The organism is candidate division WOR-3 bacterium, assembly GCA_039802005.1.
Classification (GTDB): Bacteria; Hydrothermota; Tepidihabitantia; order SM23-42; family JAOAFX01; genus JAOAFX01.
Window position 1 is genome coordinate 34748 of sequence record JBDRVV010000012.1, and the last position, 20818, is coordinate 55565.

18 protein-coding genes are annotated in these 20818 nt (G+C 37.7%); 16 read left to right on the forward strand and 2 right to left on the reverse strand.

Features of this window, described 5'->3' with window-relative positions; translation table 11 throughout:
- Positions 1 to 15: 15 nt before the first annotated feature.
- Positions 16 to 687, reverse strand: coding sequence for a hypothetical protein (locus ABIL69_05535; GenBank protein MEO0123451.1), 672 nt, complete (start codon positions 685 to 687; stop codon positions 16 to 18).
- A 108-nt stretch (positions 688 to 795) separates the two neighbouring features.
- Between ABIL69_05535 and ABIL69_05540 the strand changes: the two genes are divergently transcribed.
- The 13 genes from ABIL69_05540 to tyrS all read left to right on the forward strand — a co-directional run bounded on the left by ABIL69_05540 (position 796) and on the right by tyrS (position 15241).
- The gene (locus ABIL69_05540) at positions 796 to 1851 is read left to right on the forward strand and encodes a rod shape-determining protein (GenBank protein ID MEO0123452.1); all 1056 of its coding nucleotides are present in this window, start codon (positions 796 to 798) and stop codon (positions 1849 to 1851) included.
- The gene (gene mreC, locus ABIL69_05545; GenBank protein ID MEO0123453.1) at positions 1852 to 2589 is read left to right on the forward strand and encodes a rod shape-determining protein MreC; all 738 of its coding nucleotides are present in this window, start codon (positions 1852 to 1854) and stop codon (positions 2587 to 2589) included.
- Between the two features lie 5 nt (positions 2590 to 2594).
- Entirely contained in the window at positions 2595 to 3014 is a 420-nt protein-coding gene (locus tag ABIL69_05550) for a hypothetical protein (GenBank protein MEO0123454.1), read from the forward strand.
- On the forward strand, positions 2999 to 4717 hold the full coding sequence (mrdA, locus tag ABIL69_05555; protein MEO0123455.1) for a penicillin-binding protein 2: 1719 nt from the start codon (positions 2999 to 3001) through the stop codon (positions 4715 to 4717). The genes ABIL69_05550 and mrdA overlap by 16 nt, the downstream gene beginning before the upstream one ends.
- A complete protein-coding gene (rodA, locus tag ABIL69_05560; protein ID MEO0123456.1) occupies positions 4710 to 5879 on the forward strand; it encodes a rod shape-determining protein RodA in 1170 nt (389 codons plus the stop codon). The genes mrdA and rodA overlap by 8 nt, the downstream gene beginning before the upstream one ends.
- Positions 5879 to 7444 (forward strand): lipoate--protein ligase family protein, encoded by a 1566-nt coding sequence (locus tag ABIL69_05565; GenBank protein ID MEO0123457.1) that lies wholly within the window; start codon positions 5879 to 5881, stop codon positions 7442 to 7444. The genes rodA and ABIL69_05565 overlap by 1 nt, the downstream gene beginning before the upstream one ends.
- Positions 7434 to 8474, forward strand: coding sequence for an NAD(P)/FAD-dependent oxidoreductase (locus tag ABIL69_05570; protein ID MEO0123458.1), 1041 nt, complete (start codon positions 7434 to 7436; stop codon positions 8472 to 8474). Before ABIL69_05565 ends, ABIL69_05570 begins: the two co-directional genes overlap by 11 nt.
- Positions 8467 to 9384 (forward strand): radical SAM protein, encoded by a 918-nt coding sequence (locus ABIL69_05575; GenBank protein ID MEO0123459.1) that lies wholly within the window; start codon positions 8467 to 8469, stop codon positions 9382 to 9384. The genes ABIL69_05570 and ABIL69_05575 overlap by 8 nt, the downstream gene beginning before the upstream one ends.
- 12 nt (positions 9385 to 9396) lie before the next feature.
- Complete coding sequence (locus ABIL69_05580) at positions 9397 to 10431, forward strand: radical SAM protein (protein ID MEO0123460.1); 1035 nt, start codon at positions 9397 to 9399, stop codon at positions 10429 to 10431.
- Positions 10424 to 11851 carry an FAD-binding oxidoreductase gene (locus ABIL69_05585; protein MEO0123461.1) on the forward strand — a complete coding sequence of 476 codons (1428 nt, stop codon included), beginning with the start codon at positions 10424 to 10426 and terminating at the stop codon, positions 11849 to 11851. Before ABIL69_05580 ends, ABIL69_05585 begins: the two co-directional genes overlap by 8 nt.
- A gap of 15 nt (positions 11852 to 11866) precedes the next feature.
- Positions 11867 to 12571: an anaerobic ribonucleoside-triphosphate reductase activating protein gene (locus ABIL69_05590; GenBank protein MEO0123462.1), complete on the forward strand. Its 705-nt coding sequence runs from the start codon at positions 11867 to 11869 to the stop codon at positions 12569 to 12571.
- A gap of 77 nt (positions 12572 to 12648) precedes the next feature.
- The gene (locus tag ABIL69_05595) at positions 12649 to 14073 is read left to right on the forward strand and encodes a radical SAM protein (GenBank protein ID MEO0123463.1); all 1425 of its coding nucleotides are present in this window, start codon (positions 12649 to 12651) and stop codon (positions 14071 to 14073) included.
- Complete coding sequence (gene tyrS, locus ABIL69_05600; GenBank protein ID MEO0123464.1) at positions 14051 to 15241, forward strand: tyrosine--tRNA ligase; 1191 nt, start codon at positions 14051 to 14053, stop codon at positions 15239 to 15241. The genes ABIL69_05595 and tyrS overlap by 23 nt, the downstream gene beginning before the upstream one ends.
- A 16-nt stretch (positions 15242 to 15257) precedes the next feature.
- Here the strand turns inward: tyrS and ABIL69_05605 are convergent, their stop codons facing one another.
- The gene (locus tag ABIL69_05605; protein ID MEO0123465.1) at positions 15258 to 15836 is read right to left on the reverse strand and encodes a hypothetical protein; all 579 of its coding nucleotides are present in this window, start codon (positions 15834 to 15836) and stop codon (positions 15258 to 15260) included.
- Positions 15837 to 16247: 411 nt separating this feature from the next.
- Here ABIL69_05605 and ABIL69_05610 point away from each other — a divergent pair, with 411 nt between their 5' ends.
- From ABIL69_05610 to ABIL69_05620, 3 genes are read left to right on the forward strand one after another with little or no spacing between them, the layout of a single operon-like run.
- Positions 16248 to 17240, forward strand: coding sequence for a D-glycerate dehydrogenase (locus ABIL69_05610; protein ID MEO0123466.1), 993 nt, complete (start codon positions 16248 to 16250; stop codon positions 17238 to 17240).
- Positions 17237 to 18388 (forward strand): glycerate kinase, encoded by a 1152-nt coding sequence (locus ABIL69_05615; protein MEO0123467.1) that lies wholly within the window; start codon positions 17237 to 17239, stop codon positions 18386 to 18388. The genes ABIL69_05610 and ABIL69_05615 overlap by 4 nt, the downstream gene beginning before the upstream one ends.
- A gap of 30 nt (positions 18389 to 18418) precedes the next feature.
- Positions 18419 to 20779 carry a S8 family serine peptidase gene (locus ABIL69_05620; protein ID MEO0123468.1) on the forward strand — a complete coding sequence of 787 codons (2361 nt, stop codon included), beginning with the start codon at positions 18419 to 18421 and terminating at the stop codon, positions 20777 to 20779.
- The last annotated feature ends 39 nt before the right edge of the window (positions 20780 to 20818 follow it).

Genomic DNA, 20818 nt, shown 5'->3' on the forward strand with positions numbered 1-20818 from the left:
ACTCAATTTTCAGAATCAATAATTTGCTTGTATATCATCAATCTTTTGTCTGATATCGGTTTTTATCTGGGTCTCAAATCTTTTCAATATATCAAGCAAATCAACTATATCCTGAAAATCGTCCGGTAATTCATTGAGCATTTTATTAAGGGCGTTTTTTGAAAGATTAATACCTTTGTTGATAACCTGAAGTGTCCCCTCTTCCTCAACTTCCTTTGCCTCCGGGTCAAAAAATTCGTCATCAAAACTACTTACCAATCTTCCGGTCTTTGCCACAAGTAGTGTGTGATACCAGACAAAATCTTCAAATTCTTCTTCAATCTCTTCGGGTATACCTTCTGCTTCTAATTTTTTTATTAATTTGTGCGCCCGATCGAAATACTCATAGGCAAGGTTATATATAACATATGTGCGGGGGTCAACCTCTTTAATCTCTTCGTCCGGAATATCACTAAGGTCAATACCCTGCTCAGCTGCCGCCTGTTTTATCATCTCCTGTGTCTTTTCAAATATTTCTTTTAAATCGTTTAAAAATACATCAGGGTCATTCGGGTCTTCACCTTTTAGATAGTGTTCTAATAAACGCTCTTGATTTTCTTTATATACCCGGCAGTGTTCTTTCTCATTGCACCGCTCACAGCGATAATCACAATAATTATATGGTCCTGGTTTGAATTTTTTAGCCACAAATAAATATATTCAGTTTTTTTGTTCAGTCAATACAATAATAATTATTACTTGTCTTTCTTGACATTCTTAAAAAATTAGATAATATATACTGCAAGGAGGCATCCTTTGGGGTTCAATATTGTCAATTTCTTTAAGAATTTAAGGAGCCATTTTTTAAGTGATGTCGCAATAGACCTTGGAACATGCACAACACTTATTTATGTCCATGGTAGGGGTATTGTTTTGAATGAACCCACCGTGGTTGCGGTTGATGTAAAAACAAAAAAGTGTGTGGCGGTTGGCGAAGAGGCAAAACGGATGCTGGGAAAAACTCCGGAAGATATCAGGGCAATCAGACCGATGAAAGATGGGGTCATTGCCGATTTTGAAATGGTAGAATTGTTATTAAGGTCGTTTATTGAAAAAATTCAACAGAAGAAGCTTTTTACAAGACCCAGGGTCATTATTTGTGTGCCATCAGGTATCACTGAAGTTGAAAAAAGGGCGGTGCGGGATTCGGTAGAGGCTGCAGGTGCCCGAGAAGTATATCTCGTATCTGAGCCAATCGCCGCGGCAATCGGTATCAATCTTCCTGTTCATTTACCCCAGGGAAATATGATTATCGACATCGGTGGCGGAACCACAGAGATTGCGGTCATTGCACTCTCCGGTATTGTAACAAATAACTCAATCCGGGTTGCCGGTGATGAAATGGATGATGCGATAGTTCAGTATATAAAAAAGAATTACAATTTAATTATTGGAGAGCAAACTGCAGAAGAAATAAAGATTGCAATAGGAAATGCATTCCCAACCGAAGAAGATAAAACAATGGAGGTCAGGGGGCGTGACCTGGTAAAAGGTATCCCCAAGACAATAAAAATAACGAGCCATGAAGTAAGAGAAGCAATTCAAGAACCGCTTTCAATGATCATTGAAGCGGTGAGGATTACACTCGAAAAGACTCCTCCTGAACTTGCTGCAGATATTGTTAATTCTGGAATTTATATGGCAGGTGGAGGTTCGTTATTGAGAGGAATTGATACATTGATCCGTGAAGAAACGAATCTTCCGGTCACCGTAGCAGAAGAACCAAATAAGGCAGTTGTCTATGGTGCAGGTAAAATCCTGGAAGATATGCAAAAATATGAAAAAGTAATTTTTACCTTGAAGAGAGAATAGTTGTCCAGGGTTCAACTCTTAATATTCGGTTCCCTATTAGTCATTTCGCTTGTATTTATTATATTAAATCAAAATGTTGACTTCTATTTAAGTACCCGTCTGTCTGAGGTCTTACTCTTTCCACTCAAACTAATCTTTAACTATTTCCAGTATCTCAATGTTTCGCAGAAGAAGATAGACCTGCTTGAATCAGAAATAAGTAAACTACAGATTGAAAATCAAATAGTAAAAAGCAGTTTAAATTCATTAATGGTCTCTGACACAATTTCATATCTGCAGTTGAGACTTCTGAAGGCAAATGTAATTGGCAGAGACCCGCAGAATTTCAATGGATTTCTGTATATTGACAGGGGGTATAAAGATGGATTATCTCAAAATGCACCAGTAGTGCTCCAGAACAAAATCATCGGCAGGGTTAAATCACTCTCGGAAAATGCCGGAGTCGTTGAAACAATTGAAAATCCTGGTTTTGCCATTAGTGCGGTAGATTCACGCTCAGGGATATATGGAATGGTAAAAAGAAAAAAACAACTTCATTTTGAATACATAAAGGTCAATGATGATGTAATTTTAAACGATTCTATTTATACATCTGGACTGAGTGAAAATCTTCCTAAAGGATTAATGATCGGAACTGTCTCTTTAGTAAAGGAAAAAGATGATTTATTCTTTAAAGAAGTGATAATTGAGCCAGCAATAAGCATTAATAAATTGCACTATGTCTATGTGATTTATTAAATTTTATGAGATTTTTGCTTTATTTTATACTCGTCTATTTTTTCCTTCCGATTAATTCGGCGGTTGATTTCTTAACGATTCTCGTCTATTTTGTTGTTTTAAATGAAGATAGTAGATTTTCTATATTATTTGCATTTTTTGTAGGTTTGCTAATGGACCTATATTATCCGGTGTCACTTGGAGTAAATATATTAATCTTCTTAATCCTGACACAGGGATTAGTTTTTATAAAAAATTATTTTGTGCGTGAGCCATTAACTTTGATAGTAGTTTTTATTATATTCTATTTTGTCAGAGTGCTTACTGCATATATAATCCCGGGAAGAATAATAATGTGGAATACGGCTGTTTTAACAATTATTTTCGCCCTTCCAGTAATATTTATTTTACAAAAAATATGTTTTAATGTATGGATCAGGAATTAAAAACCTACCGATTTTTACAAACATTATTGTTCGGGGCTTTTGCCGTGATCCTTTTTTTCAGTTTAAAATTACAGATTTTTGAAGGAACAAAATATTATAGACTTTCGGAAGAAAACAGAATTAAGAAAAAATATATCATAGCGCCACGTGGTAAAATCTATGACCGCTGGGGTAAAGAAATTGCCAATATGAGACCGGCATTTTATGTGTCAATAATTCCTGCACTGGTTGATAAAAATTCTATTGAAACAGTAGCACGAATATTAGAAATTGATATCAATACGATTCAAAAAAAACTTAAAATAGAGAAAAATCCGTATGTCTCAGTGAAGATCAACCGTGATGTATCTTTCAAACAGATTTCTATAATTGAAGAAAAGATTGAAGAATTACCAGGGGTTGAAGTTGGTGTTGAACCCGTGCGTAATTATCCTTACAATCAACTTCTATGCCACTTGTTAGGTTATGTAAGTGAAATAACTGACCTGGAATTGAAACAACTCAAAGAATATAAAATAGGTGATTATATCGGAAGAATAGGAATAGAACAACAGTATGAAGGAATACTCGCAGGCAAGGATGGAATAGATTACATTGAGGTAGATGTAAAAGGAAGGGAATTAGGCAAGGTTCCCGAATACAGACCAATCCCGCCGATTCCTGGTAATGATTTATATACAACGATTGACCTTGAATTAACCGATTCTACAGCAAAATTTCTAAAAGATTATCCAAAGGCATCTGCCATAGCAATGAATCCGCAAAATGGTGAGATTTATGTCTTCTATTCAAAACCCGGTTTCGACCCGAATCGGTTTGTCCACGGACTTACTGATGAAGAATGGCTGGCACTAAATAATCCCAAAGAAGCACCGCTCTATAACCGTGTAACAATGAGTTGTTATCCGATAGGTTCAACGATTAAACCATTCCTTGCGCTTGGTGCCCTTGATTTAGGAATGATTGGAGCAGAAAAAAGATTTGACCCCTGCAGGGGTGGTTTGAAATTGGGCAATCGTTATTTCCGATGCTGGAAAATACATGGCAGTCTCAACCTCATTGATGCAATTATTTATTCCTGTGATGTATATTTTTATCAACTTGGCAGATATTTAGGAATTGACAATATAACCGACATCCTCTTTGAAGTCGGCTTTGGTAAACCCACGGGTATTGACTTCCCTCAAGAGAAAGTTGGACTTGTGCCCGAGCGCAAATGGATGGAAAGACGCTATGGCAAAAACTGGACCGAAGGTCATATATTTAATCTGAGCATTGGTCAGGGAGACATGCTTGCTACACCAATTCAACTTGCCCGGGCTTACACCATATTTGCCAATCAGGAAAATAGCATTGTCACACCCCACTTAAATAAAAATTTAAACACAGGCAGTAAAAAAATAGAAAAAAAGATTGATGCATTAAAATTGGTGCGTGAGGCACTAAGCGGGGTTGTAGCAAGGGGGACTGGAATGATGGCGCAGGTTCAGGGTTTTGAAGTCAGCGGTAAAACAGGGACTGTTGAAAATCCACATGGTGAAGACCATTCTCTGTTTGTCGGTTATGCGCCAAAAGAAAATCCCGAAATACTTGTCTGTGTTGTTGTAGAGAATGCCGGCCATGGTGGAAGTGTTGCAGCACCGATTGTGGGTAAGATAATAAAAACATATTACGAAATAAACAAGAGGCTCAGCAGTGAATAGAAAAGATTATAGTATTTTAATAATCAGCACGATAATTTCTCTACTTGGTCTGGCAATGATATTTTCAACGGGTGGCCTCAGCTATTTCACAAGGCAGGCACTATGGCTCGGTGTTGCGGTATTAATCTGTCTAATGATAAGCAGATTCTCAAGCCGATTCTGGCAGACATTTGCCCTACCGATATATATCTTTACCTGTATTTTAACTTTGATTGTCCTGGTCTATGCATCAAGTTATCCAAGGCGCTGGTTCAATATTGGCTTTTTTTCTCTACAACCTTCAGAATTTGCTAAGATTGGAACGATCTTATTCCTGGCAACTTATTTAAGCGAAAGAAAAAAAATTGATAAGTTTACTGATTTTTTTATCCCGATAATCATCATAGCAATCCCTTCTTTTCTTATTTTCGTTGAACCCGACCTTGGAGCCGCCCAGATTTTTTTCCCGATTATGTGTATTATGCTTTTCTGGGCAGGCATGCCATTTGAGAAAATCTTAATATTTTTCTCGCCGATAATTTCGGCTATAACAAGTTTTTCTATATATACATGGCTCGGATTTATGATAATCTTTGGCATCTTCGTTTATTCAAGAAAAAAATTAACTGAAATACTTTACCATTTAATTGCTAACCCAATAGCTGGACTCATAACTCCGATTATCTGGCATTCATTAAAATCATACCAGCAAAAAAGAATCATTGCATTTCTCTCGCCCTGGATCGACCCCCAGGGAATTTCCTGGCAGTCCATACAATCAAAGATTGCGATCGGATCAGGACGTTTATTTGGCAAGGGATTTCTATCCGGCACCCAGAAAAAGTTAGAATTCTTACCCGAACGACACACGGATTTTATCTTCTCCTGTATTGGTGAAGAGTTTGGATTGATTGGAATTTTAATAACTGTATTGTTGTATATCTTTCTTTTTTATAAGCTCTTAAGGATTGCACGCGAAACAAAGAATAAATTTCTAAGCCTTGTTGTCATTGGGATTATGTCCTGGTTGTGGTATCAGGCGTTCATAAATATGGGTATGACGCTCGGCATACTTCCAATCACCGGTGTACCACTGCCATTCATCAGTTACGGTGGTTCTGCACTCCTTTCCTGTTTCATTGGAATCGGTATTGTTCTTTCAATTATCCATAATAAATATTGATGGATAATAGAATTTGGCGTCTTCTTGATACAGGGGTTTTAAATGCTGCAGAAAATATGGCTATTGATGAAATGCTCCTTGAACTGCGTGCAAAAAATCAAATACCGAATACATTGAGAATACTGCAATTTAGTCCCCCGGCTACCCTTGTTGGATTCCATCAGTCAATTGAACAAGAAATCAGGATTGATTATTGTAACAAAATGGGCATTGATATAAACCGCCGTATAACCGGTGGTGGTGCTATCTTTTTTGACAAAACTCAATTGGGCTGGGAGATAATCTGTAGTAAAGATTTTTTCAATAATTCTATGCCCAATGTTGAATTGTTTAAAAAACTTTCTTTACCCATAATCAATATGCTCGGGCAACTTGGAATAAATGCGAACTTCAGGGGACGAAATGATATAGAAGTAAATGGCAGGAAAATATCTGGTACCGGGGGTGTTGAATGGGGAAATGCATTTTTATTTCAGGGAACGCTACTCGTTGATTTTGATGTTGATACAATGCTAAGGGCACTCCGTATCCCGATTGAAAAACTGAAAAGGCATGAGATTGATTCCTTAAAAGAAAGGGTAACCTGTATTAAATGGGAACTCGGCTATACACCCGATATTAAAATTCTGAAAGGGCTGATCAAAAAAAGTTTTGAGAAAGATTTTGGTATAAAATTAATAAAATCAAATTTGACAGTACTGGAATTAAACTCACTGCCCGCCTATTTGGAAAAATTCCGTTCAGATAAATGGATATACAAAGTCAGGGCGCCAATATCTGAACAACCTGTGCTTTATATTACTCGCCTGAGCAAGGCGGGAAAAATCAAGGCATTTTTTACGCTGAATCTGCGCCAAAAAAGAATTCAAAGTGTCATATTTATGGGTGACTTTTTTGCCTATCCATCACGGGCAATATTTGACCTTGAGGCAGTATTTAAAGAGATGCCCCTGGAAAAAGAATTGATCATTAATAAAATAAAAGAATATTTTCAGAATTATAAAAATCTTTATATACCTTATGTAAAGATTGAAGATTTTATAAAGATTATAGATGGTCTTTTTGAAAAATTGAATATCATAGAACTCGGTATTTCACCCGAACAATCAAATCACATATTCCTTGTCAATGGTTCATACGAAGGAATCCTTAAAAATAAACCCAATTATCTACTTCTCCCCTATTGTGCCAAATCAACCAAGTGCTCTTATCGGTATAAAGACCAGTGCGAGATGTGCGATGATTGTACAGTCGGCGATGCATACAGAATCGCCATTGCATTAAATATCAAACCGATTACGATTACGAGTTTTGAAGATTTAATTGCAAAACTTAGAAAATTAAAAAGGAACAAGGCATCAGGATATATTGGATGCTGCTGCGAACAATTCTATACAAAACATCAGGATAGATTTGAGTCTGCAGGCATTCCAGCAATACTACTTGACATATATAACGAAACTTGTTATGATTTAGGTAAGGCAACTTTTGCCTACAAAGGTGAATTTGAAAATCAGACGAATCTAAATTTGGAATTATTAAGGAAGGTGCTTGATGGAATATGATGTCCTAATTGTTGGTGCTGGACCCGCGGGAGCAACAACAGGTTGGCATATTGCCCGCGAAAATTTTAGAGTCCTAATGGTTGATAAAAAGAAAGAAGTTGGAGTTCCGGTTCAATGTGCAGAATATATTCCTGCCCTTCTTTCAAAAGAAATAACGATCCCAAGTGATGCAATTGCAAATGAAATAAAGGGATTGAAGATATATTTCCCGGATAATCGTTCATATGCGTTTTCTGCCCCGGGTTATATTCTGAATCGTGCAATTTTTGATAAATATTTAACATTGAATGCAGTTAAAGCCGGTGCTCGTTTATGGCTAAAAACAAAATTCCTTGGAATTGAAAACGATAAAATTCTGCTTTCCCAGAATGGTAGAATGATAGAAATAAAAGCCAAAATCATTATCGGTGCCGATGGTCCAAATTCCCGGGTAAGTCGTTTTATAAACAGACGCTATAAAGATTATGTCGTTGCCTATCAACAAGAATTACCGTTAATTGAAAAAATGGAACATACCGAAGTTTATTTTGATGAAAAATTTTTCGGTGGTTATGCCTGGTTATTTCCCAAAAAACAAAGTGCTAATGTTGGATTGGGTGTGAGAATTGGTTATAAAATAAAAGTTAAGGAATTATTTATTCAATTTATTGAAAGACTTGTAAAAGATAAAAAAGTTCTTAATACACCTTTAAAAACTGTCACTGGTTTGATCCCTGTAGGTGGGCCGGTTCAAACCATAAAAAATAATATCTTACTCGTTGGCGATGCCGCAGGACAGACCCATCCAATCACCGGGGCGGGCATTTCTCAAGCAGTATTATGTGCGAAATTTGCTGCGGACGCAGTTAAAAAAACACTGCAAAAAAATGATTTGAATTTACTAAATATTTATGGAAAGGAATGGCAGAATATCTATCTTGAAGAATTGAATCGAGCAATAAAAAAGAGGGAGTTAATGGAAAAGAACTGGAACAGAATAACAGATATTTTAAAAGAATGCTGGGTGTCATTCCCTGAATACTATGGATGATTTAAAAAATCTTGCAAAAAAGGCAAGAGAGATATCATATTCTCACCACGGGAAGAAAATTACATTCTATATACCAGGAATGTTTCACTATAATGGTATTAAAGGAAATTTCCCGGGTGTATCACTCACCGGGAAATCCTGTGGACTGAATTGTGCCCATTGTCAGGGCAGACTCTTAGAATCTATGTTACCAGTTGAAAGTGCAAATCAACTTTTAGACTTAGGAGAAATGCTTTACAAAAATAATGCCGTTGGTTTCCTCTTAAGCGGAGGTTTTGATTCAAATCATACAATTCCTTTGATAGACTATATCCCAGCAATTAAAAAAATTAAGGAAAGAACTGGTTTAAAAATCACGCTCCACTGTGGTATTCTGGACCAGAAGACCTGTATTATGCTTAAAGAAGCAGGCATAGACCAAGCCCTTATTGATGTAATAGGCGATGATGATACAATAAAAAATGTATACAGAACAGAGAAAAAGGTTGATGATATAATAGATACAATAAAGAACCTGTTAAATGCCCAAATCCCTGTCATACCCCATATCGTTGTTGGATTAAATTATGGGAAAATTTCCGGTGAACACCGGGCACTTGAGATAATAAAAGATTTTCCCATTAGTACTCTCGTCTTTGTCAGCCTTATGCCTGTTCCCGATACCCCGATGGAAAATATAAAAACTCCGACTGCGGAAGAAATTGCACGATTGGTGATCAATGCCCGTTTTAAAATGCCCAAACTTATCATTGCACTGGGATGTGCCCGAAAAAGGGGATATAAAGATATTGACCTATGGGCAATTGAATGTGGTGTGAATCGCATTGCCCTGCCCGCGGACGAAGCGGTAGCAAAGGCAAAGGAATATAATCTTTTTATTGAATGGCAGAAAACCTGCTGTTCGTTATAGAAGGGGGTGTAAATGAAAATGGAAAGTCCTGATTATATCCGAATCAGTCAGGCCGCCGCAATGGTTCTGGGTTTTAAAAGTGGTTTGTTTTACCGAAATGCAAAATCACCCTGTATTAATATCCTGCTCACCTATGAAAACGGTTGTGCAGGCAATTGCGCGTATTGTGGATTATCAATGAAAAGGCCTGGTGAATACAGAGAGAAAAGTTTCATAAGGGTTGAATGGAATAATTATCCAATCAGTGAAGTCATACAAAGAATTAAAAATAAGAATGACTACATCAGACGCATCTGTATCTCAATGATTACAAATCGCCGTGCGGTAAATGATACAAAAAAGATTATACAGATGCTCCATAACGAAGTTCCATATCCAATTTCAGTCCTTGCTGCACCAACCATTCTCAGCCAAGAAGATTTCTTGGAAATGAAAAAACTTGGTGCTGACCGACTGGGAATAGCAGTTGATGCCTGCACCCCAAGATTGTTTGAGCAATTTCGTGGCAAAGGTGTAAAGGGACCGCATAAGTGGGAAACCTACTGGTCAGCACTTCAGCAGGCGGTTTCGGCATTTGGCAGGGGTTATGTTGGTGTCCATCTCATCGTTGGACTTGGTGAAACTGAAAAAGAAATGGTAGAAACGATTCAAAAAGCGCAAGATAGTGGTATTGAAACCCATCTATTCAGTTTTTTCCCTGAATCAGACTCAATACTTGCCCATCAAAATCCACCCAACATCGGAACCTACCGCAGGATTCAACTTGCGCGGTATTTAATAAATAAAAATGTTTGCACAATAAAAGAATTTGAATTTGATGAGAAAGGTAGAATTACAAAATTCAATATCCCTGAACCTGAACTTGAAAAACACATAAACTCAGGGAAACCTTTTATGACAAGTGGTTGCCCTGGTGAAGATGGCGAAGTCGCTTGCAACCGCCCCTATTCTGATTCACTACCAGGTGACGATATAAGAAATTTTCCATTCTTGCCTGACCCGAATGATATTGCAAAAATAAAAAAGGAACTGAAGATATATGTATAACAAAATAAACGAAAAAATCATAGATAAACTTCTCTCAATTCTTGGCAAGGAAAATGTTATATTAGAAAAAGAAGCACTGGAAAACTATGCCCATGATGAAACACCGCTTTATCAATCAATGCCCGAAGTTGTAGTAAAACCGGTGAATAAAAAACAAATTTCAGAAATAATGGTGATTGCAAATGAAAATCAAATACCGGTAACCCCGCGGGGTGGTGGGACAAGTCTTTCCGCAGGTGCCGTCCCAATCCACAATGGTATTGTCCTATCGCTCGAAAGGATGAATCATATCAAAGAGGTTGATGAAAAAAATCTGATGGCAATTGTAGAACCGGGTATCATAACCGGAATAATGGAAAAAGAACTTGCTCGGTATAATCTTTTCTTTCCCCCTGACCCAGTAAGCCTTGATTCCTGTACTATTGGGGGGAACATTGCGGAATGTGCAGGTGGACCAAGGGCGATGAAATATGGCGTTACAAAAAACTATATAACGGGTTTAGAAATAGTACTCGCGGATGGTGAAATTATCAGATTGGGTGGCAAATTGCTCAAAAATGTGACTGGTTATGATATGCTCAGTTTGTTTATTGGCTCAGAAGGCACGCTCGGAATTGTCACTGAAGCAACCATAAAAGCACTGGTGATTCCTGAAATAATCGTTGACCTTTATATCCCATTTAAAACCGTCTCTGATGCCTCGAATTTTTCTATTGAAGTTCTGAATAGCGGTTTAACTCCCACCGCGATTGAACTTATGGAAGGCGAAGTTGTAAGAATGGTTGAAAAATATCTACAGAGAAGGGTTCCATATAGTGAAGCAAATGGACACACAATCGTAGAAATAGACGGTAATGATAAAGAATATTTGAGAAAAATCTGGGAAAAAATTGGGGATATTGCATTAAAATTCAATGCCATGGATGTGCTTGTAGCCGAAACTCTCCAGGATCGGGAGCGGGTATGGGAAATAAGAAAGAAGATCGGCGATTCCCTAAAATCACAAACAAAAATAATAGCCCGAGAAGATTTGGTAGTTCCCAGGGATAAAATACCTGAATTAATATATCAATTAAAGGAATGTGTGAAAAATTTTGGTTGTGAACTCTATGCATTCGGACATCTCGGCGACGGGAATATGCATACCGATGTTGGATGCATAGAAGAGAAGGATAAAAAATTGAATGGCAAAGATTGGATTGCCGAGATGCGTAAAAAAATGTATGAGTTCACAATCCAACTCGGTGGAACGATAACCGCCGAGCACGGCGTGGGTTTATCAAAAATTCCCTACCTTGCCCTTGCCCTTGATAAGAAAACGATTGAATTGATGTTGCAAATAAAAAAAGAATTCGACCCCAAGAACATTCTCAACCCGGGCAAAATATTTCCAAATATTTTAGGTAATTTAGGTGTTTAGAAATTTTGTAATAATATGATTCGTGCCTTCATTGAAACCTCTCTAATTGACTGGGATGGAAAGATAACCTCAGTGCTCTTTTTTGATCGGTGTAATTTTCGTTGTCCCTTCTGTCAAAACTGGCGTTTGATAATCAATCCCAAAAAATATCCAGAGTATAATATTGATGAAATTTTAAAAAAAATTTTGCATAAAAAAAACTGGATTGATGGCATCGTCCTCACCGGTGGTGAACCTCTAATATTTTTTGACGATATAATTGGAATAGCAAGAAAGATTAAAAAAAATAACCTGTTAATAAAACTTGATACCAACGGTTCATTGCCGGAACAATTAGAGCGTTTGATAAAATTAAACTTAATTGATTATGTCGCAATGGATATCAAGGCACCGTTTGACCAAACATACTTTATCGCCACCGGCAAGAACCCAAAAACAAACCCCAAACTTATTGAGAAGGTCAAAAGAACGATAAAAATCCTTATGGATTTAAATATTGATTATGAATTCAGAACGACCTGTGTGCCAGGATTGATTGATGAAAAGGCAATAATAAAAATAGGAGAAGAAATAAAAGGGGCAAAGAGATGGGCTCTACAAAGATTTATACCTTTCAATGCCTATAAAAAAGAATATCGTAGCAAGACCTTTGATGATCAACAATTAAATGAATTCCTTAGCATTGCACGATCCATAGTCCCTGATTCAAAACTTAGATAGAAATCAAAAACTCAAATTAAGACTTAAGTTTAGATTTTATATAATTGACAATTTTGTTCTTTTGATTATAATTTCGTATGAAACTGGAGACAAAGGTAAAAATAAACAATTTCCTTATGAAAAATTTATTATATGGAATTTTTCACAGTGGAAATAATCCTTTGCTCCGTCCTGTACTATTACCTGTTGTGGAAAAAGGTATCTGGCTTGCGCTTAATAATGTTCCTGGACCAGTAGGCTTGCCGGGTGTATTAAAGGATAAATTCTATATGCTCAGGGCAATGGTCTACTCAGGCATCCGATTTGGAACTACATCAAAGTTTACTGACACCATAGTTAACAAGGCAATCTTGAGTAATCTAAGGGCAGAAAAGGAAAAAGAATTTCGTGCGGTATTTGGATTTGACCCACCAGGTTTTATGACTATTTCTCCTGCAAAGAAATGCAATTTGAGGTGTAAGGGCTGTTATGCAAATTCCGCATCAGAAAAAGACCAGTTGCCATACGATATTTTTTCAAGGGCGATAAAAGAGATGCGAGACCTCTGGGGTGCAAGATTTGTTGTAATATCAGGCGGCGAACCAATGCTTTATAAATGGAATAACAAAGGAATCATTGATATATTTGAAGAACATCCCGATTCATTATTTCTGATGTATACAAATGGCAGTTTAATAACTGAAGAAATAGCAGACAAATTTGGCAAATTGGGGAATATTACACCGGCAATATCTGTAGAAGGAATGGAAGAAACAACCGAAAGAAGGAGAGGTAAAGGTTTCTTTGATAAAATAGTCCGTACCCTGACCCTTTTGAGAAAATACCGTGTGACCTTTGGAATATCAATAACTGCGACAAGGGAGAATGCCGAAGAAATTGTCTCTGATGAATTTATTGATTTCTATTTTAACAAACTTGGGGCAGCCTATGCCTGGGTCTTCCATTATATGCCTATTGGCAGAGATATTGCCCCTGAATTAATTCCCACACCAGAACAGAGGGTAATGCTCTGGGAAAAAAGCTGGGAAATTATCAGGAATAGAAAGATTATGTATGCGGATTTTTGGAATCATGGTCCGGTATCGGATGGTTGTATCTCAGCAGGAAGACCTGGTGGTTATTTCTACATTGACTGGCACGCCAATGTCTTTCCCTGCGTTTTTTTCCCTTATGCTGCAGCCAACCTTAAAGAAATTTATGAAAATGGTGGTAATCTAAATGATTTAATAAACCTGCCTTTGCATAAAAAAATCCGGGAATGGCAATTCAAATACTGGAAAGAAGGAGATTTATTAAGACCCTGCCCGATTCGTGACCATTATCTAATTGCAAAGAACTTTGTGCTTGAAACACAGGCGAAACCAGCAGACCAATCAGCAGAGGAAATATTGAATAGCCCTGATTATGAAAAGAAAATGGCAGAATATGATTTTGAGTTAGAAAGAAAAACCAGAGTAATCTGGGAAAAGGTGTATAGAAATGGAGCCAGAAAAGCAGTTTGAACTAATTAAGATCAATACTGCAGAAATTATTTCTGCGGAAGAATTATTAAAAAAACTAAAAAGGCGAAAGCCGTTAAGAGTGAAACTCGGGATTGATCCATCAGCACCAGAGATACACCTCGGTATAAGTGTTCAGTTGAGAAAATTAAAACAATTCCAGGAGTTGGGACATACCGTTGTGCTTGTTGTAGGTGACTTTACCGGAATGATTGGAGACCCCAGCGGCGTATCAAAGACAAGACCCAAATTGACTCGTGAACAGGTGAAAAAGAATATGGCACGGTATAAAGAACAGATATTTAAAATCCTCGACCCAAAGAAAACAGAGTTTACATACAATTCAAAATGGCTTGGTGCATTAAGTATTTACGATTTCATCGAAATCGCCTCTAAATACACAGTGGCACGCATTCTTGAAAGGGATGATTTTTCAATCCGTCTTAAAGAAGGCATACCCGTATATATGCATGAAATAATGTATCCATTGTTTCAAGCTTATGACTCAGTCGCAATAAAGGCAGATATTGAATTAGGTGGAACTGATCAGAAATTCAATCTTCTCGTCGGTAGAGAACTGATGAGAGAATTCAATATGGAACCGCAGGTTGTTATGACACTGCCCATCCTCGAAGGCACCGACGGTGTAAGAAAAATGAGTAAGAGTTACGGTAACTACATTGGTATCACCGAACATGCAAGGGAAATGTTTGGAAAGGTTATGTCCATTCCGGATGAATTGATAATAAAATATTTTGAATTAACCACCGATGCCTTTCCCCACAAAATAGAAGAATATAGAAAGGGATTAAAAGATGGCTCTATCAATCCCCGGGATGCAAAATTTGATCTTGCCAAAACTATAGTGCGAATGTACCATTCAGCCCAGGCTGCCGAGGAAGCGGCGAGTGAATTTGAAAAGGTGTTTACTAAAAAAGAATTGCCCACAGAATTAAAAGAATTCAAACTTGCAGAGAAAGAAATAAATATAGTTGATCTGCTTGTAAAGACGAATCTTATGCCTTCCCGTGCAGAAGCAAAACGCAAGATCAAAGAGGGGGCGATAGACATTGATGGGAAAACAGTTAAGGATATAAATTATATCGTCCGATTAAGTGAACCGATTGTCGTTAAGGCAGGAAAACACAAATTTTTAAAAGTCACGCCCTGAAAAATTTTAAATCCTTTTAGTCTGAATTATTATCCTTCTGGTGGATAACATCAGTCGTTAAATCAAGGGCATCGGCGAGCCTCTCACATATCTTTTCAAGGGAATTATATAATTCGTTTTCACTAATAGATTTACTGTGTATGCGGTCAAGGATATCCTCAAGTTGCGAAAATGTATTAACCAGTTCATTATAATCATAATGGAGCGTCTTGGTAAGCGAATGGCATAGTTCGTTATATATCTCCTGGATACCATTAACCACATCTCCCTTGCGAAATTTTATTTCACCGGTCTCAATGCCTTCACTAAGTTTTTTAAGATAACTTGCAAGTCGATGGAGTGGGCCATAGATTCTGTTTGATAGTCTCAATAAAGTTACATAACTTAAATAATAAAGCACTATTGCGATAATTATAAAAATTATAATCGGTAAGGTGTAGTTTCTACCTGGCGCAAACACATTTTCAGGTCCAAAAATGAAAATCAATGATAGGATGAGAATAAGAGAAACGCCTAAAACCAGTCCAAATGCATGAAAGACCATTCGGTATTGTAAACGATTAACGATTAAATTCTTTCTCCGTTCTTCTTTCATAGTAAATAAGTATAATCACAATTAAATCATTGTCAAGTATCTGTGATTCTGAGTCCTCTCCATTCTAATAGAATGCTTTTTTAATATTCAATAAAGCCTTAGAAATCTCGTAAACCCGTAGCGGCAACCCCTGGTCTACAACAAAAATTGTAGTTGTAGAGATTGCTCTGCGTAATAGACTAATTGTAGTGGCAGAGTTTACTCTGCAGAATTAATAATTGTAGTGGCAGAGTTTACTCTGCAGAATTAATAATTGTAGTGGCAGAGTTTACTCTGCAATAATCTATGTCGAGCAAGCTCGACCACTACGTAATTGGGTGGTTGGCTTCGGCCAATACAATTAATCCATATTGAAATGTGCCAACACTTCCCACCCTTGATTTTTCAAAAAATTTGTATTTAATTATTCTTATGAAAAACAAAGACAAAATTTATATTACAAGAAATTTACCCAAGCCGGCAATTGACTTATTAAAAAAATATTTTCTAATAGAAATATATAAAAAAGAGCAACCAATTAAAAAGTTTGAATTGAAAAAAGCATTGAGAGATAAAACAGGTCTCATTTCTCTACTTACCGATAATATTGATAAAGAAGTGATAGGTAATGCCCCATTGTTGAAAATCATTGCGAATTATGCTGCAGGTTATAATAATATTGATATTACTGAAGCGACAAAGAAGGGTATAATGGTAACAAACACGCCTGATGTTTTAACCGAAACAACCGCTGACCTCACCTGGGGAATGATACTTGCCGTTGCCCGCCGTATCCCGGAGGCAGAAAAATTTTTAAGAAAAGGCAGATTTAAAGGTTGGGAACCTTTGTTATTTTTAGGTCATGATGTCCATCACAAAACAATTGGAATAATTGGTATGGGCAGAATCGGAAGGGCAGTGGCAAGACGTGCAGCAGGATTTGGAATGAAGATAATTTACTATGATAAATTTAGGCTTCCGACCAAACAAGAAAAAAACCTGTCTCTCAATTATAAACCATTTGAATATATCCTTAAAAATGCCGATTTCATTACAATCCATACACCATTAACCAAGGAAACATATCATATGATTTCTTATCGGGCATTTAATTTAATGAAAAAAACTGCATTCTTAATAAACACCGCACGCGGACCCATCATAGATGAGAAGGAATTAATAAAGGCACTCAAATATAAGAAAATAGCAGGTTGTGCACTTGATGTCTTTGAAAATGAACCAAGGGTATCAAAAGAATTACTAAAGATGGATAATGTTTTACTTCTTCCCCATATCGGCTCGGCAACCCTTGAAACGAGAACAAATATGGCATTAATCTGTGCCAAAAATTTAATCGCTGCCTTGATAGAAAACAAAACACCGCCCAATCTTGTAAATCCAGAAGTTTTGAAGTTCAAAAATTGAAGATACTGATTGCCCCCGCAAGTTTCAAAGGCTCAATTATCTCAAAAGATATATCAAGCGCCATTGTCAGAGGAATAAGAAAGATAAAAAAGAATATTGTAGTTAAAGAATCGCCAATTGCAGACGGTGGAATGGGCACCCTGGACATAATCACAAGACATTTTAAAGGTAAATATATAACCTGTTATGTCACCAATCCGCTTGGGAAAAAAATCAAGACAAAATTCGGTATTATACAGAATAAAAAACTCGCAATAATTGAACTCGCACAAGCAGCGGGTCTACATTTGATTCCAGAACAATTAAAAAATCCGCTGAAGACTACTACCATTGGCGTGGGTGATTTGATTAAAGAGAGCATAAGAATGGGTTCTAAAAAAATTATTATTGGTGTAGGCGACAGCGGAACGATAGACTGCGGAATTGGAGCATTGTCAGTCCTCGGAGTAAAATTTCTTGATAGAAATTCAAAACCAGTAGAGTTAACTTGTTCAGGACTTTTGAAATTAAAAAAAATTGACGCTACTGCAGTAAATTCGTTAAAAAAGTCAGTTGAATTTATAATCCTCGCTGATGTTGCTAATCCCCTCACGGGCAAAAAAGGTGCGATTGTCTATGCACCACAAAAGGGCGCAAAAGATGAAGACCTGCCATTGATTGCACGGGCATTAAAAAATTTTAAAAAAATAATTTTCAATCAATATAAAATAGACCTTGATAGAATTAGGGGCACTGGTGCTGCGGGCGGGATAGCCGGCGGAATGTATGCAATTTTGAATGCAAAAATCGTTTCAGGATTTGATTATTTTGAAAAAATCTTTAATCTGGACAAAAAGGTTAAAAACGCCGATTTGGTCGTCACCGGGGAGGGTAAAATTGATAAGACAACCTTCTCTGGCAAGGCAACCGGCAGAATAATAAACTTATGTAAAAAATATCGCAAACCAGTAATCATAGTCTGCGGCGGTTATGACCGTAATTTAGATTTGAGAAAATATGGAGTAATAAAAATCTACTCACTAATTGAAAGCACAAAAAATAAGAAGAGAGCTATAAATAATGCACACCAATTATTAGAAAGAATCGGTGTGCAGATTGCCAAAACTTCAAGTTCTTTACTTTCTACTTTGCTCTTGACACCGCTATAATTATAATTAAAATCATTACAAGGAGGAACTATGAGATATATAATTTCTGTCATATTCTGTTTGCACCTTATCTTAGGCAGGGAAACTTCCGAAGCCACTATTGGATATTTTATGCCATCGCCCATTGAAAATGCAACAATCATCGGTATGGAAAATGGCTTCTCCTTTGACACAAAAATCGGTGAACCTGTTATCCCACAAAATCTAAGGGCTAAAGATAGCCCAGACTACCCTTACTACCTAATCCAGTTTACAGGCCCAATATATACCGAATGGAAGGAAAAACTACAAACAATTGGTATCAAAATTTATGCATACTGGCCCAATTATGCTTATCTCGTAAAAGCAGACCATGAGCAGTTAAATGCGATAAAATCCCTGCCATATGTTCACTGGATTGGACTATTCCATCCTGCTTATAAGATTAACATAAACCTACTCAATGCTCGTGGCACGGGCATAATCAGTATTCAGTTATATCCCGATGCTGACCTGAACAAGACCCTTGAAGACATTGCAAAAACTGGAGCAAAAATATTGGACTTTTCAGTCAGTGAAATAGGAAAACTTGTCCGGGCTGAGTATGATTTATCCCTTGTTTATAAGATAGCACAAATACCTGAGGTCCTTGCAATCGTTCCCTGGACACCAGATGAATTAATGAACGAGAATTCTCAGTGGGTATGCCAGACAGGCTGGAAATCATCGGTGCCTCCGGACACAATAGGTCGCCGGGTATGGCACAAGGGCATCCGCGGTCAGAATATGATCCTTGGCTTTTCTGATACAGGAATAACAACAACCCATATCGCTTATAGCCACACCGGAATTCCCATATCCGATTCTGGACATTTTGCATCCCATCGTAAGATTGTTGCTTATCTTCTCTTAAGCGGTGCTGCGTTCGGTGATGTAGGTTCAACATACCACGGGAGTCATGTTGGTGGCACGATTGCTGGTGATGACTCAATAAATGGTGGAACAAATGTAAATGACGGGATTGCCTACAAATCCCGATTATTCTTCGTTGATATCGCCAATGCCTCAGGTAGTTTGGTCACACCCACTGACCTCACCCCTCTTTATAATATGTTCTACAACGACCCCCTCTTCCCGATGCGCCAGCATTCAGCATCATGGGGTAGAACCGGAACTGGTTACATTGACCGTGATGCATTCTCTGATGCCTATCACTGGCAGCATAAGGATTTCTTAGATATCTTTGCTGCTGGTAATAATGGTCCCACATATCGCACGATCACACATGCGGCCTATGCTAAGAATGTTGTCGCTGTCGGTGCCCTCCAGAACGGCACATCATCAAATCAAATTGCTTCATTTTCCTCAAGGGGTCCAACCCTTGATTTAAGGGTCAAACCAACGGTTTGCACACCCGGACAGAATATAGTGTCGGTAGATGGAGGAACAACTTCGAATTATAAAACCCTCAGTGGCACAAGCATGGCGACTCCGGCATGTAATGCCTCTGCAGGTTTAATAAGGCAGTATCTCAAGCAGGGCTGGTATCCATCAGGTAGTCCCAATCCAAATGATACCCTTGGCTATATCAGCGCGGCATTGATTCGGGCGATGTTAATCGTCTCCGCGGATCCTAATGTTGGAACTTATATCGTCCCTGATTCCAATATCGGCTTTGGCAGAGTTGATATAGACAGTGTCCTTTATTTTGCTGGTGACACCCGAAGACTTGCATTCTGGGATGATACATCAGGGTTGACCACAGGACAATATAAAGAATATTACATAAATGTCTATGATTCCACTCTCGCTTTAAGATGTGCCCTGGTCTGGACCGATACCGCAGCCGCAGTGGGATCTATTCCAAATATTGTTAATGACCTGAATCTCCAGATGACCAATCCTTATGGAACCTATTATCGTGGTAATCAGATGTCAAATGGTCAATCGGTAACCAATCCAGCCAATTACGATAACCGGAATGTCGAAGAAGTCTGCCGGATAAATACCCCCAGAAGAGGCATCTGGACGATAAGGGTGAGTGCCCAGAACATTCCCTATCCTAAACAACCATACGCCCTGGTGGTGACTGGTGGGATGAACATAGAGGTCGGTATTGAAGAAAAAGCGATGCCCAGATTTGATACAAAAACCACACTTGCAAGAATAATTCCCAACCCAGCATCAAGTAAAGTTATGATTCAATTCCAGATATCTCAAAAAACAGAGATTGCCTTAAAGGTGTTTGATGTATCAGGCAGATTGATGAGCACAATACTTAAAGGACAAAGAGAATCGGGAATCTATGATGTTGAATGGAAGATAGGTGAATCAATTCCATCCGGTGTCTATTTTGTAATGCTTGAGGCTGAGAATACAAAACAGATTGAAAGATTAATCATAGTCCGTTAAATAATAAAAAGGGCAGGTCAATTTTTGACCTGCCCGCAC